Source organism: Bacillus sp. L75, assembly GCF_003676355.1.
GTDB classification, from domain to species: domain Bacteria; phylum Bacillota; class Bacilli; order Bacillales; family Bacillaceae; genus Bacillus; species Bacillus velezensis.
Genome location: NZ_ML064901.1, coordinates 316,571 through 331,029, shown reverse-complemented (window position 1 = coordinate 331,029; position 14,459 = coordinate 316,571). Strand labels below are relative to the sequence as shown.

Below are 14,459 nucleotides of genomic sequence, written 5' to 3'. Positions count from 1 at the left end.
ATGTCTTATCCTGAAGAAAGGTGTGATACGCATGAGAAAGAGAAAACGATTTCCAGAAAGAAAAGGTATTCTATAGGCGGAGAATTTTCCATCAGAATAGATTAGATGCAACCGCCGAAACATATTTCAGACCTCTGACTTACAATTCCCGCCATTTCTTATCTAAAATCGGGTATGTATACCGATTCATCTGCTCAATCAGCTCATCCGGCCGGGAGGAACTGTGTATCAGCTTCAAATGAGACTCATTCGAAAATCCTTCCTGAATGCTGTACTTGACCATCTTCATCATCGGCTCAAAATACCCGTTCACATTGTACAGTCCGATCGGTTTTTGATGAATGCCGATTTGCGCCCAGCATAGCACTTCAAATAACTCTTCATATGTTCCGAAGCCGCCGGGCATGGCAATGTACCCATCGGCAAGTTCACTCATTTTCGCTTTCCGCTCATGCATGCCGCTGACTTCAATCAGCTCCGTCAGATTCTGATGAACAACCTCTCCGCTGAACAGCCCGCTCGGCATGACGCCGACAGCTTTTCCGCCGCCTGCCATTAACGCGTCGGCGACGGTTCCCATCAGACCGATCCGTGAACCGCCGTAAACAAGGCCGATTCCCTGCTCCGCCATATATTCACCCAGTTCGGCCGCTTTGCGTTTGTACTCTTCATTTACCCCCGGGTTTGACCCCGCAAATACACAAATGGTTTTCATTTTTTCATCTCCATATCTATATATGTACATCAATAAATCAAAATACACTATATATTGTCCCATCTCTATATGATAATATCAATAAGAATCATACAGGACATAAGGAGTGTTTCACATGCAGATGGCTGAAGCAGAACAATGGACGAAAGATTTTTATGAAAAACGAGGATGGACGGCGTACGGGCCATTTATCAGAATCGGTTTTTTAATGGAAGAGGCGGGTGAGCTCGCCCGGGCGGTAAGAGCATATGAAATCGGCAGAGACCGGCCGGATGAAAAAGACGCGACCCAGGCTGAACGCAGGCAGGAGCTGATTGAAGAAATGGGTGACGTCCTCGGAAATCTGGCTATCCTTGCTGATAAGTACGGCATCACGTTAGAAGATGCGATGAAAGCCCATCAGGAAAAACTGATCAAGCGCTTTGAAACCGAATAAAAACACGGCCTGTCCGCTTTTTCATGGACAGGCCGTATCTGAATTTATCCCGTTATCTCGTCCTGATGCTCAAAGAAATGCTGTTTCCCGATTTTATGAAACAGCCCCGTCTTCCGGATCAGCTCTCTCGGCTGTGATTGCAATCCGACGATCATCAATCTCCCGTTATGCCGTTTGATCCGGTTCATCACATTCCCCAGCACCGCTTCTGCGGAGGTATCCATGTAATGTACATTATTCATCAGCAGAATAAGCGTCTTCGGCTTTTCCTGAAGCCTCTCCAGCAGCGATGTTTCCAGTGAATCAATTGAACCGAAAAACAGCGGCCCTTCAATGGAATATGTGCTGACGGACGAATCATTTTTAACCGATTTGACAGCGGCATGCGGTGTTTTGATACGTGTTGATTCGCTCATTTTTCTGATAAAGAAAACAAAAGCGAGCACGAGACCGGCAGAAACGCCGATGATTAAATCAAACAGAACCGTCAGCAAAAAGGTTGCCGCCAGTACGAATGAATCAGTGTTTTTCAGCCGCATCATATTGGCGACTTCCCTCCGCTCACTCATGTTCCAAGCCACAACCATCAATACCGGCGCCATGCTTGCCAGCGGTACGTGAACGGCAAGCGGGGCGAAGACGAGCAGGACGAGGAGGACGGTGACTCCGTGGACAACACCGGAAATCGGAGAAACTGCGCCGTTTTTAATATTTGTTGCGGTCCGCGCAATCGCTCCCGTTGCCGGTATACCGCCGAAAAGCGGCGCTGCCATATTGGCGATGCCCTGCCCGACAAGCTCCCTATTGCTGTCATGCCGTGATCCTTTCATATTGTCCGCGACCATCGCCGATAATATGGACTCAAGTCCGCCGAGAAGCGCAATGATCAGAGCCGACGGAAACATCATGATCATGTTATCGATTGAGAAATCAGGAAGCTGGAAAGCCGGAAGCTGCCGCGGGATTTCCCCGTAAGCAGAACCGATTGTCGCCATTTTGTCAGGAAAAAACACGACCGCCGCGGCTGTAGAGACAAGCAGCGCCACAAGCGCGCCCGGAATCTTCGGCATCAGCCTGGCTGATAACAGCAAAATGGCCAAAGCAATTCCCGCGATGAGGATGCTGTACAAATTAAAGGTTCCGAGCTTCTTGCCTATTTCCGCAATGTTGAGGATAAAGCTTTCATGCTTTTGGATATCGCGCAGACCGAGAAAATGGGCAATCTGCTCCGAGAAAATCAGCACCGCGATTCCGGCCGTAAATCCGACGATCACCGGCTTCGGCACGAATTTCATAATCTTTCCGAGCTTAAATACGCCAAACAGGACGAGCATGACGCCTGCCATAAAACCGGCTACAAGTAAATTCTCAAAACCATACTGCATCACAATGGCAAACAAAATGGGAACAAACGCCCCCGTAGGCCCGCCGATCTGATATTTAGAGCCGCCCAACAGCGAAATCAGAATTCCGGCCACAATAACGGTGTAAAGCCCGTATTCCGGACCGACCCCCGAGGCGATGGCAAAGGCCATTCCCAGTGGAATCGCTACAATTCCGACCACAATTCCCGCGACTAGGTCTTTCTGAAATTTCTGCAAATTGTATCCCTGATATCTGCCGGTAAATTGCATCGTCAGCTGCATCCTCCTTTGACTGTTTCATAACCGTCAACGACAACATCCAACGTCCCCGTCCCCGGATCAATCACCAGCCCGTGCACCGGCACTTCTTCAGGCAAGAGCGGATGATGCCTGACCATATTCACGCTGTGGGCCACGCTTTCTTCGACGCTGTGAAAGCCGGTCAGCCATGTTTCCAAATCGACTCCCGCATGCTGCAGAAGGCTGAGACATTTGTCTTCCACGCCGCGCTCTTTTGCTTTATTTAATATGGAAGCCGCATTTAATCCCGACATTCCGCACTCGCGGTGACCTATGATGCAGACTTCCTCTGCCTGCAGTTCATAAACGGCAACCAAAATGCTCCGCATGACACTTCCAAATGGGTGAGAAACAATGGCTCCCGCGTTTTTTATGATTTTGGCATCGCCGTTTCTGAGTCCCATCGCCTGCGGCAGAAGCTCCGTCAGCCTTGTATCCATGCAGGATACGATGACAAGCTTTTTTTTCGGGAATTTTGTCGTTTGGTAAGGTTCATATTTCCTTTCTTGGACAAACTGCTGGTTGTGCTCCAAAATGCTTGATAAAGAAACCATTTTTCTATTCATCTCCCATCCGATTGTATTGCAAGCCTTCTTACCCAGCTTACAGTAAGGAATTATAGCACAGAAAAAGGCCTCAAAAGCGCTTTCAAAAAAAGACACGATAATTTGACTGTAAATTCAGATTATGTTCATTTATATCTTTCAAAAATAATAAAATTTATCTTTACACCAACCTATAAAGCTTTTGAAAACAGCGGTTCCGCTCATTTTGCCTTCAGAAATATAGGCGGATTCTGTTATTGTTTGGAGAAACCAAGTATGTACATTTCTTTTTCTTTCATTTTAAGTTCAAAAGAACCAGAAATTTATCGTGATGCGTTTGAATATTTCTCACGTTACCGCTTCTCTTATATAATAAAATAGAGAAGAAAGACAAAGGAGGAGAAGCCCGTTGAAACCCTATGTATTCATCGCGAAATCGATACCGCCGGAAGTCGAACAAATGATAGGCGAGCATTGCCGGTATGACATCTGGAAAGAAGATACCATTCCAAAAGAAGAACTGTACGAAAAAATGAAAGATGCTGAAGGGCTGCTGACATCCGGAACGGCGATTGACAGTGATTTACTGGATCACGCGCCGAAGCTGAAGGTCGTCAGCAATAATTCTGTCGGCTATGATAATTTTAATATTGAAGAAATGAAAAGACGCGGGGTTGTCGGCACGCATACGCCGTACACCTTAGATGACACTGTCGCTGATCTGGCTTTTTCATTAATCCTGTCTTCCGCCAGACGGGTTGCCGAATTGGATCGATTCGTCCGCGCCGGCAAATGGGGAACCGTTGAGGAAGAATCTCTTTTCGGTATGGATGTCCACCATCAGACATTAGGAATTATCGGCATGGGCAGAATCGGTGAACAAGCTGCCAAACGGGCAAAATTCGGCTTCGATATGGACGTGCTGTATTATAATCGCAGCAGAAAACCGGACGCTGAGAAGGAACTCGGGGTTACATATGCCGACTTAGATACACTGCTGAAAACATCAGACTTTGTGCTGTTAATTACGCCGCTTACTGACGAAACGTATCATATGATGGGAGAGCGGGAATTTAAATTGATGAAAGATACGGCATGTTTCGTCAATATTTCCCGGGGAAAGACGGTTGATGAGAAAGCGCTCATTCGCGCATTGCAGGAGGGCTGGATAAAAGGCGCCGGTTTAGATGTGTTTGAAAAAGAGCCGATCGCCGAAGACAATCCGCTCCTGCAGCTGGAAAACGTCACATTGCTTCCGCATATCGGGTCAGCAACGGCAAAAATCCGTTTGAATATGTTCAAGCAAGCCGCACAAAACATGATTGACGCCGTATACGGAAAAACGCCGAAAAACCTCACGAAGGAATTTCAATGAGATGAAAAATCCCGGCCGTTTCAGCCGGGGTTTATTTTTTGCTAGATCAAAAGAACTATTTTTAAATTCTTTCTATTCCTTTCTCTCGATGCTGATACAATGAAAAGGAATCAGCTTCACATGATAAAAATGGGAGGTATTGCTTTGAAAAAACGATTATCGTGGATTTCCGTTTGTTTGCTGGTGCTGTTCTCCGCGGCGGGGATGCTGTTTTCCACGGCTGCCAAGACGGATACATCTTCTCACAAGGCGCACACTGAAGCACAGGTTATCAACACGTTTGACGGGGTTGCGGATTATCTTCAGACCTATCATAAGCTTCCTGATAATTACATTACAAAGTCAGAAGCGCAGGCCCTCGGCTGGGTTGCATCAAAGGGGAATCTTGCAGACGTCGCTCCGGGGAAAAGCATCGGCGGAGACATCTTCTCAAACAGGGAAGGCAAACTCCCTGCCAAAAGCGGACGGACGTGGCGTGAAGCGGATATTAACTATACATCAGGCTTCAGAAATTCAGACCGGATTCTTTACTCAAGCGACTGGCTGATTTATAAGACGACAGATCATTATAAAACCTTTACAAAAATGAGATAAACACATACAAAAAACGGCTTCCCTGCGGAGGCCGTTTTTTTTTGCAGAGAACCTGCGAGCTTCATATAAAATGAGCAGTAAATTTTTCTTCAAACTCTGACCGGTCTATTCTGCTGTTTTCCGCCGTGCCATCGTGTTTTTTTATTGTTATATTGCGTTCAGACAGAACCATGTGCCCTTCCGGTGTCCGCTTAGAAGCAAGCAGGCGTTTGTTGAAAGGAGAGCGTTCATGTTCAAAGATTGTTTGTTTCATAGACTTGAGGTCCTTTTCATCGATTTCTTCAAGCGAAAATGCGTAACCTGTCTGCCAGCCGTCCCCTTTGTTCATTTCAAGCAGGTATGTTCCGAATTCCGTCTCTTCTATCCTCACGCGGAACGCTCCGGCCGCTGATACCGTCTCGTCTCCCGACATCGGCACAGGCTGCATGGCGAGATTGAGGCCGAAGCCTGCATCAGCGATGTACTCATTCCCCCCGGCGGAAAGAAGTACGGCCGCATGTGTGCCGGGCAGCGCCCAGCCGTTTTTCCAGACCGTTCCGCGGATCAATTTGACATCAAATCCGGCATCTTTCAGGATGAAATAAAGCAGTCCGTTCAAGTCATAACAAAGGCCGCCATGAGGTTCCTTCACCATGTGCCGCCACAGTCCTTCTTTCGTGACGTCATATTCTTTTTTGGACAAAACCGCGCGATTTTCAAACGGAAACCGATATGCGAGCGCCTTTAAAAACTCCGGCAGGTTGCTGAAATCGAGGGAATCCTTTTCCCAGCCTATCGTTTGATAACAATCTTTCAGAAACTCATTCATCGTTCCGTCCCCCTTACAAAGTGTTTACACTTCTTCCTGCACATAAGCGGACAACTTTTCCAGCGCTTCCTTTTCATCGTCGCCTTCAGCGATCAGAGTGACTTCCGTCCCCGTGCTGACCGCCAGACTCATTAATCCCATAATGCTTTTGGCATTCACTTTCTTGCCGTTTTTCTCAAGAAACACATCTGATGCAAAACGATTTGCCTCCTGTACAAACAATGCAGCGGGACGCGCCTGCAATCCCGTCTTTAAACGCACTTCCACTTTCCCCTGAACCATAAGATCTCCCCTTTTCTGTACGGTTATTTCAAAGTGATGCTTTGTCCTGTACGCAGCTGTTCTGCGATTTCATCGAGCTTTCTCAGCCTGTGATTGATGCCGGATTTGCTGATTTTCCCGCTTGCAACCATTTCCCCCAGTTCTTTCAGCGTGACCTCCTGATAATCAATCCGCAGCTGCGCAATTTCGCGAAGCTTTTCCGGCAGCGCTTCAAGACCGATCCGTTCATCAATGTATTTAATATTTTCCACCTGTCTGAGAGAAGCACCGATGGTTTTGTTTAAGTTTGCTGTTTCACAATTGACGAGGCGGTTCACTGAGTTTCTCATGTCTCTGACAATCCGCACATCTTCAAAACGCAGCAGTGAATTGTGAGCGCCGATGACATTCAGAAATTCAGTGATTTTTTCCGCCTCTTTTAAATACGTAATATAGCCTTTTTTCCGTTCAAGCGTTTTGCTGTTCAGATGAAATTCATTCAGCAGCGCGCATAATGAATCGTTATGTTCCTTATAAAGCGAGAAGATTTCCAAGTGGTACGACGATGTTTCGGGATTATTCACAGATCCCCCCGCCAAAAACGCCCCTCTCATATAAGAACGTTTGCAGCAGCGTTTCGCCACCAGTTCCTCAGAAATATTCCGTTCAAATACAAAGTTCTCTCCGAGGATTTTCAATTCCTCTAAAATCAGCTTTGCATTTTCAGAAAAGCGCACAATATAAACATTGTTTTTTTTCAGCCGCATTTTTTTTCTGACTAACAGTTCGACCGATACATCATATTGTTTCTTCAGCAATGTATAAATGCGGCGGGCAATCGCCGCATTTTCGGTTTGAACGTCAAGCACGAGATGGCGGTTTGAAAATGACAGGGAACCGTTCATCCGAATCAGCGCGGACAGCTCAGCCTTGGCGCAGCAGTCCTTCACTTCCAGATTCGTCAGTTCTTTTTTTGTTTCCGATGCAAATGACATATTAGCCACCTCATTTCAAAAGGCCTCTAGTCCCTTAATAAATCGACAAGAAGAGAAGCCACTTTATGTGTATCGTGACGGATTACGCCATTTTTATACGTGATAATCTGATCCCTGATGACCTCAAGCCCCATGGATTTCAGCTTTTCAACATTGAAGTCGACGGGCCGGGCCAGCTCTTTCGCATATTTGCTTTTGATTTCGTCAGGGATCTCCTCATTGTTGATTAAGATCGTGTCGATAAACGGCTGCTCCATATGATCGTTCAGCGCCTTGACATGGTCGGCCGCACTGTATTGCAGCGTCTCTCCGGGCTGCGTCATGACGTTGCATATATATACTTTTTTGGCCGCAGCCTTGACGACTTCCTCTCCGATTTTCGGTACGAGCAGATTCGGAAGAATGCTTGTGTACAGGCTTCCCGGACCGATAATGATTAAATCGGCCTGACGGATGACGTCAATCGTTTCCGGGAGCGGATCAATTTTTTCAGGCGTAAGAAACACCCGTTTAATCCGCTGGCCGTAAGAAGGGATTGTCGATTCTCCGGAGACGACCTGCCCGTCCTCCATTTCAGCGTGAAGAACGACACTGGTGTTGGCAGCCGGCAGCACTCTGCCGCGGACATTCAGCACCTTGCTCATTTCGGTGACAGCGTGAAAGAAATCACCGGTTATATTTGTCATCGCTGCCAAAATCAAATTGCCGAGCGAATGTCCGGTTAAGTCGCTTCCTTTGTTGAAACGGTGCTGAAACAGATTTTCAACGAGCGGCTCAACATCTGACAAAGCAGCCAGTACGTTACGGATGTCACCCGGCGGCGGAATTTGAAGTTCATCCCGCAGACGGCCTGAACTTCCGCCGTCATCAGCAACTGTCACAATCGCCGTAATATCAACGGGCTTATGCTTTAACCCCCGAAGCAGCACGGACAGACCCGTTCCGCCGCCGAAGATTGCGATTTTCGGCTTCTTATTCATTTCCGGCTTCTCTTTTCAATGTCCCGGTGAGTGACATGAGTATAGAAATCTTTTTTAAAATAGTCAGCCAAATATTCAGCGAGCGTGACGGAGCGGTGCTGGCCGCCCGTACAGCCGATCGCGATGACAAGCTGGCTTTTACCTTCCCGCTTATAAGACGGAAGCATAAAGCCGAGCAGATCAACAAGCTTTTCAATAAACTTTTGTGTTTCGTTCCACTTCATCACATAGGATGACACTTCCTCATCTTTCCCCGTAAGCGGCCTCATGCTTTCAATGTAGAACGGATTCGGCAGAAACCTTACATCAAACACGAGGTCGGCATCTATCGGAAGCCCGTATTTGAACCCGAATGACATTACGTTCACTGTAAATGTTTCACCTTGGTTCGTGGCGAAATGCGCCACGATTTTTTCACGCAGATCACGCGGTTTCATATCCGATGTGTCATAGATCAGCTGAGAGCGCCCTTTCAATTCTTCAAGCAGCTGGCGTTCCAGCGCGATTCCTTCGAGAGGAAGCCCGGTAGCGGCCAGCGGGTGAGAACGCCTCGTTTCTTTGTATCTCGTCACAAGGATGGAATCCTTAGCGTCTAAAAAGAGAATGCGCGGTGTAATCCACGGATTTTCCGCCATTTCATCCAGCGCCTCAATCAGCCTGTCAAAAAATTCACGTCCCCGCAGATCCATGACAAGCGCGACCTTGCTCATTTTTGAACTTGATTCTTTCATCAGCTCCAAAAATTTCGGCAGCAAGGAAGGCGGCAGATTGTCGACGCAAAAATAGCCGAGATCCTCAAAGCTTTGAATGGCGACGGTTTTCCCCGCTCCAGACATTCCCGTAATGATGACGAGCTGAATATCATGGTTTTCATTCATACTCATCTTTCTCCCCCCTGCGGTCTTTCTTTTATTTGATAAGCTGCGGATCTAAACGATAGCTGAGCAGCTCGAAGTCCGGCGTATACGTAAAGGTGCCGTGCAAAAGCCCTTGGCCCTTGATCATAAAATCAAGGATATGCCCGTCTCCGGGGGCCATCGGAAGGCTGTGGATATCTTTTACGTCATGCCACTTCAGAACGCCTTCCTCTGATTCAGCGACATTTCGCCCCGTGTACGAGTCGGCGACGAAAGTAAACATCATCCACTCTGACACGATTTGTTCCTGTTCCTTAATAATAAAGGTAAACACGCCTTTTAACTGCGGATTTAGTATATAAATGCCCGTCTCTTCTCTGTACTCTCTGATGACGGAATCTCTGACAGATTCGCCGCTTTCCATCTTCCCGCCGGGCGCGACCCACCAGCCCCGTCTCGGCTTTTGGAGAAGGAGAACCTGATCATCTGTCTGCAGCACACAATTTGTCACTCTTTGCACAAGTACGTCACCTAACCTTCTCAACAAATCATCGTCTCTTCATTATACCGTTTCGGCATGTCTCTCACAATGCAGAGACACCGACATCCTTTTCTTTTATTTGACAGAAAACAGAAAATCGCAAAAAAAGGGCACGGATACTGGAATCCGTGCCAAAGTGTATTCATTAAAAAGGGGGTCAATTACTACATTCATCTTAAAACATCAGTATTTCACCCGTGTTACAGCGTAATTAAAACACAGTAACGATTCAAAAACTGAACATTACAGTGATTATTTAACGGTTTTGAGCGTTTCCTCAAGCTCTTCCACATAATGCTGAACGCTTTGAGCCGCAATACTTCCGTCGCCTGTCGCCGTTACGATCTGGCGGAGCGTTTTTTCACGGATGTCTCCCGCGGCGAAAATGCCTGGAACTTTTGTTTCCATTTGAGCGTTTGTTTCAATGTAGCCTTCTTCATTTGTGATGCCCAAGTTTTCGAACGGTTTAGAAAGCGGAAGCATACCGATATAAATAAAGACGCCGTCAGCTTTGAATTCTTCCTCTTCTCCCGTTACGGTATCCACAAGAGTAAGTCTGCCGACTTTTCCGTTTTCCTCATGGATTTCTTTTACGGTTTTGTTCCATTTGAAGTCAATTTTCTCATTGTCAAAGGCACGCGCCTGAAGAATGCTTTGCGCCCGCAATTTGTCACGTCTGTGAACGATGGTGACTTTTGAAGCGAAGCGTGTCAGATAGACGCCTTCTTCAACGGCGGAGTCTCCGCCGCCGACAACGACAAGCTCTTTATTTTTAAAGAACGCGCCGTCACAAACCGCGCAGTACGATACGCCGCGGCCGCCCAGTTCTTTTTCGCCGGGAACACCGATCTTTTTGTATTCCGCTCCGGCAGAAATGACGATGGCACGCGCTTTATATTCTTTTGAACCGGCTTTGACCGTTTTATATTCTTTGCCGTCAACGATTTCTTTAATATCGCCGTACGCATATTCCGCACCGAATTTTTTCGCATGTTCAAACATTTTATTAGAAAGTTCAGGGCCGAGAATGCTTTCAAAACCCGGATAGTTTTCAACATCCTCCGTGTTGGCCATCTGGCCGCCCGGAATTCCTCTTTCGATCATTAATGTGGATAAGTTCGCTCGTGATGTGTAAACAGCAGCGGTCATCCCCGCCGGACCCGCGCCGATAATGATCACATCATAAATTTTTTCTTCTGACACCATGATTCACTCCTTTTCGAAATGGGGCGCACCCTATATGACTAAGAATCCCCATCAATCGTATTCCTTACCCATATCCTATTAAATCTGAAGGCAATTCGCTATTTTTTTGCTCATTTTTCTGAAAAACCGTGATTAGGCAGCTCCTGAGCGGGTATACAAATAAAGAAAGAGCCTTCCGGGATAGAAGGCCCTTGTCTTATTCATTATTGCACGACACGTCTTACATTGCCGTTGAATGCTTTCTTCCAGTAAGGGTTGCTCATAGAATCAATGGATACACCGTGTGATGTATTATCGTTCAGGAACGTTCCGTTACCTAAGTAGATGCCGACGTGGCCATTTGTTTTATACGTATTGAAGAATACTAAGTCTCCGCGTTTCATGTCAGACGCGCTTACTGCTTTACCTCTTCCGATTAATGTATCTGTGTTTGTGCCGCTTGCAGGTCCGAGGTTAACGCCTGCGTTAGCATAAGCCCAGCGTACGAATGAAGAGCAGTCAAAAATACGGTTGTTAATATCAGATTGAGTGCGTCCGCCGCCGAATTTGTACGGGGATTGACCCACAAGGCTTGATCCTACGCTGATCGCGCCTTCAATACCGCCTGAATTTGAAATAACAGATCCGCCGTCAGAATCATCTGAACCGCCGCTGTTATGAGATGATCCGCCTGAAGTGCTCTTCGGTTTGCTTGAGCTGTCAGATGAATCAGATGATGTTGAAACAGCCGCTTTTTTCACAGTTTTAACCGCCGGTGCCGGCTGGCTGTCATCTTTTTGGTTTTGGTCTTCAGAAGCTTTTTGCGCTTCTTCCTGTTTTTTGATCAGGGCAGCCGCTGCAGCCTGCTCAGCTTTAATGCGCTTCTGTTCTTTTTCAGTGTCAGCTTTTTCGTTTGCAAGCTTTGATGCTTCTTTTTTCAGATCAGAGATAGCGGAAGCCGCTTTTTTCTGACCGCTTTTCGCTTCGTCGAAAAGCTTGTCTTTCTGATCAAGCTGTTTGTTCAGGTCTTTTTGCATAGACTCGAGTTTCGCAAGATCGTCTTGAACTTTTTTCAGCTTCACGTTAAGTTCAGCTTCTGCGTCTTCGAGTTTCGCTTTATCCTGCTCCTGCTGTTTGATCAGCTCTTTATCCGCATCAACGATAGAAGATACCGCAGTCGCACGGGAAATGAAGTCTCCGAAGCTTGTCGCCCCTAAAAGTACATCTATGTATCCTTGAGAACCGCCGTTTTCCTGTAAAGAACGAACGCGTTTTTTCAGGATTTCATTGCGTTTTTCAATACGCGCTTCTGTTTCTTTGATTTCTTTTTTCAAATCAGCGATCTGCTTTTTCGTTTTTTCGTTTTCAGCTTTTTTATCTTCGATTTTATTGCTTGTATCCAACGCTTTAGCGTTAATGTCTTTCAGTTCTTTTTCAATCTTAGCCTGCTTGTCCTGAAGCTTAGACAATTCTCTTTCTTTTGCTTCAAGGCTTGAAGCCACCTCAGATTGCTTGCTTTCAATTTTTGCTTTTTTGCTGTCTAATGTTTCCGCCGATGCAGTTTTTGTAAACGGGATCAAAAAACTGCTTGTCCCGATGACGGAAGCCAAACCAAGTGTTAATAAACTCTTTTTCACTTTTTCTTTCCTCCCTTTTACTTTAAACCTGTTCTCATTTGGAATTCTATTATGAACATCAAAGTTACGCTCCCTCACATACCCGTGAGGCTGATGATTTTTATGTATGAATCTTTAAATCTTTTAAATTGGTATAGATTATACAGCACATGTAAAATAAACTAATCTCTTATGTACGAGACTCATTATACCATCATGTTTCGACAATTTTTATTACAGTTATATTTCAATGTGATTGCAAATCTCATATTTTGCAAAATAAACGGTGATTACGGCCTGGTTTCGATTCGAAAAGCAAAAAAATACGTATGAATACCTCTTTTTTCGGCGGTAAAGTTCTGTTTTGCCCCTTTCTGATAAAAAAAGAACCGACTCTTTATATAGAAAGAATCGGTTTTATTCTAATATATCATCTATTTGTCTGATGTATTTCGAAAGTGTTGCCGGGGTTATACCGTAAACGGCGGCCGTTTCTTTTTTCGTCGTTTTTTCGCCGTTTGCTTCTTTCCATACATATGCGATGGCTGCGGCCCATGCCCGCTCATTCTGTACGGCAGCGGCGGCGCGGATGTGCTGAATGACGTGAAAAACCCAGCAGCTCATGACGTCAGTTTTTAAACTGTCGGCTTCCGCTTTCTCCAGAAGCTTGACCGTCCGATACGTGAACAGCGCATCACCGGAGACGCCTGAAACGCCTTTTTCACCGGAAAGCAGCAGTCTGACGAAATCTTGTTCAAACGGTGAAACGGCGCGTTTTGCCGTCAGAACTTTTTCAAGCTGGTTCCGCTCTCCTTCAGCGCTGCTGATATAATAGGCGGCAAGCCGCTGTTCAAGTGAAGCAGGCAGCGGTTCCTGCCGCTCCGCCCAAGGCGCGGGCCGATCTGATTCGGGAAATTCGGCTTCGGCCTTTTTCCAAATGGTTTCCGCAAATTCTGTGCGGCCTGTCCCGTAGGCTGAAGCGGCAAGCCAGTAATAAAACGTTTCGTCGCCTTCAAACCCGCTTTTGTAAAGAGAACGGAGCCATTTATAACCGAGATCATGTCTGCCGACAAGCGCAAGCGTCGCCCCCAGCTTATAGCGCTGTTCGAATAAAATCGGATACACATTGGCGAGTTTTCCGCTCAATTCTCCGACTTTTTCATCTTCCCTCTCGTAATAGCAGAATACAAGGAGGTTGCACAGGGCATGGAGATTGCCTTCATTTTTCTCAAGCACTTCGAATACCGTTTGTTTCGCTTTTGTGACATTGCCTGAGTAAAAGTAAGCGAGCGCCAGGTTGTTGTATGCAGACCAAAGCTCGGGGTAATCGGCCGTAATCTCTTCAAGCATGACAACCGCTTCATGAAGCTGGCCGCTCTCAAGAAGCGTTTTTGCCCGATCCTGCCTGATCAGCAGTTCATCCTGGTCATAGAGCGATTCGTTTTCACCCGCTTCGCCGAAATCCAATAGCTCCATCAGATTTTCAATTTCTTCGCTGAATTCACCGTCCGGATCGGCATCTGAATAAGCCGCCGCTTCTTTGTATGCTTCCTGAAAGAGCCCCAAATGCGCGAAATTATTCGCTTTAAAGTAATGACACTCGGGCATTTCTTCTTTCAGGTTCACCAAAATAAAGTCGAACAGCTCATTTGACTGCTGGTAGTGGCCCATTTCAGAATAAATGACGGCCAGCCGGGACAGCATTTCGGAATCATTCGGCTCGAGGTGGACGGCCCGCTGAATCAGTTTGCTGGCCCGCTTTAAATTCCGCTCTTTATATGCTTTTAAGCCTTTATGAAAAAAATATTGTCCATCCTGAAGCAGCTGGACAATTTGCGCGTGCTTTTTCTGTTCAGAAGTGTGTTTTCCCACAAATATCCTCCGTTT

The 14,459-nt window shown here is 46.4% G+C and carries 15 protein-coding genes; 3 read left to right on the top strand and 12 right to left on the bottom strand.

From position 1 onward, the window contains the following. Positions 1-139: 139 nt before the first annotated feature. Positions 140-715, bottom strand: a complete 576-nt coding sequence (locus D5S11_RS01720) for an LOG family protein (protein WP_007407415.1) — start codon at positions 713-715, stop codon at positions 140-142. Between the two features lie 115 nt (positions 716-830). On the opposite strand from D5S11_RS01720, the gene D5S11_RS01715 reads away from it, so the two are divergent. Beyond that, positions 831-1,151, top strand: coding sequence for a MazG nucleotide pyrophosphohydrolase domain-containing protein (locus D5S11_RS01715; protein ID WP_003151506.1), 321 nt, complete (start codon positions 831-833; stop codon positions 1,149-1,151). A 44-nt stretch (positions 1,152-1,195) separates the two neighbouring features. Here the strand turns inward: D5S11_RS01715 and D5S11_RS01710 are convergent, their stop codons facing one another. Both D5S11_RS01710 and D5S11_RS01705 read right to left on the bottom strand, forming a co-directional pair. Beyond that, a complete protein-coding gene (locus D5S11_RS01710) occupies positions 1,196-2,785 on the bottom strand; it encodes a SulP family inorganic anion transporter (RefSeq protein WP_025285335.1) in 1,590 nt (529 codons plus the stop codon). Between the two features lie 2 nt (positions 2,786-2,787). Then, complete coding sequence (locus D5S11_RS01705; protein ID WP_003151503.1) at positions 2,788-3,369, bottom strand: beta-class carbonic anhydrase; 582 nt, start codon at positions 3,367-3,369, stop codon at positions 2,788-2,790. 400 nt (positions 3,370-3,769) lie between these two features. Here D5S11_RS01705 and D5S11_RS01695 point away from each other — a divergent pair, with 400 nt between their 5' ends. Continuing rightward, positions 3,770-4,735: a 2-hydroxyacid dehydrogenase gene (locus tag D5S11_RS01695; RefSeq protein WP_038464305.1), complete on the top strand. Its 966-nt coding sequence runs from the start codon at positions 3,770-3,772 to the stop codon at positions 4,733-4,735. Positions 4,736-4,939: 204 nt separating this feature from the next. Then, a complete protein-coding gene (locus D5S11_RS01690) occupies positions 4,940-5,329 on the top strand; it encodes a ribonuclease (RefSeq protein ID WP_223204413.1) in 390 nt (129 codons plus the stop codon). Between the two features lie 61 nt (positions 5,330-5,390). Here D5S11_RS01690 and D5S11_RS01685 read toward each other — a convergent pair whose 3' ends face one another. The 9 genes from D5S11_RS01685 to D5S11_RS01645 form a co-directional block, all read right to left on the bottom strand. Continuing rightward, positions 5,391-6,137, bottom strand: coding sequence for an arylamine N-acetyltransferase family protein (locus tag D5S11_RS01685; protein WP_007407420.1), 747 nt, complete (start codon positions 6,135-6,137; stop codon positions 5,391-5,393). A gap of 24 nt (positions 6,138-6,161) precedes the next feature. Continuing rightward, a complete protein-coding gene (locus D5S11_RS01680) occupies positions 6,162-6,419 on the bottom strand; it encodes an HPr family phosphocarrier protein (RefSeq protein ID WP_003151495.1) in 258 nt (85 codons plus the stop codon). A 23-nt stretch (positions 6,420-6,442) separates the two neighbouring features. After that, positions 6,443-7,393 (bottom strand): DNA-binding protein WhiA, encoded by a 951-nt coding sequence (whiA, locus tag D5S11_RS01675; RefSeq protein WP_007407421.1) that lies wholly within the window; start codon positions 7,391-7,393, stop codon positions 6,443-6,445. A 26-nt stretch (positions 7,394-7,419) separates the two neighbouring features. Then, the gene (locus tag D5S11_RS01670) at positions 7,420-8,373 is read right to left on the bottom strand and encodes a gluconeogenesis factor YvcK family protein (RefSeq protein WP_007407422.1); all 954 of its coding nucleotides are present in this window, start codon (positions 8,371-8,373) and stop codon (positions 7,420-7,422) included. Continuing rightward, positions 8,370-9,257, bottom strand: coding sequence for an RNase adapter RapZ (rapZ, locus tag D5S11_RS01665; protein ID WP_012118535.1), 888 nt, complete (start codon positions 9,255-9,257; stop codon positions 8,370-8,372). Before rapZ ends, D5S11_RS01670 begins: the two co-directional genes overlap by 4 nt. A gap of 25 nt (positions 9,258-9,282) precedes the next feature. Next, complete coding sequence (locus tag D5S11_RS01660; RefSeq protein WP_003151491.1) at positions 9,283-9,750, bottom strand: 8-oxo-dGTP diphosphatase; 468 nt, start codon at positions 9,748-9,750, stop codon at positions 9,283-9,285. A 273-nt stretch (positions 9,751-10,023) separates the two neighbouring features. Further along, entirely contained in the window at positions 10,024-10,974 is a 951-nt protein-coding gene (gene trxB / locus D5S11_RS01655) for a thioredoxin-disulfide reductase (RefSeq protein ID WP_007407423.1), read from the bottom strand. 206 nt (positions 10,975-11,180) lie between these two features. Continuing rightward, positions 11,181-12,593 (bottom strand): peptidoglycan DL-endopeptidase CwlO, encoded by a 1,413-nt coding sequence (gene cwlO / locus D5S11_RS01650; RefSeq protein WP_108725288.1) that lies wholly within the window; start codon positions 12,591-12,593, stop codon positions 11,181-11,183. 396 nt (positions 12,594-12,989) lie between these two features. Then, positions 12,990-14,444, bottom strand: coding sequence for a tetratricopeptide repeat protein (locus tag D5S11_RS01645; protein ID WP_108725287.1), 1,455 nt, complete (start codon positions 14,442-14,444; stop codon positions 12,990-12,992). Positions 14,445-14,459: the final 15 nt, after the last annotated feature.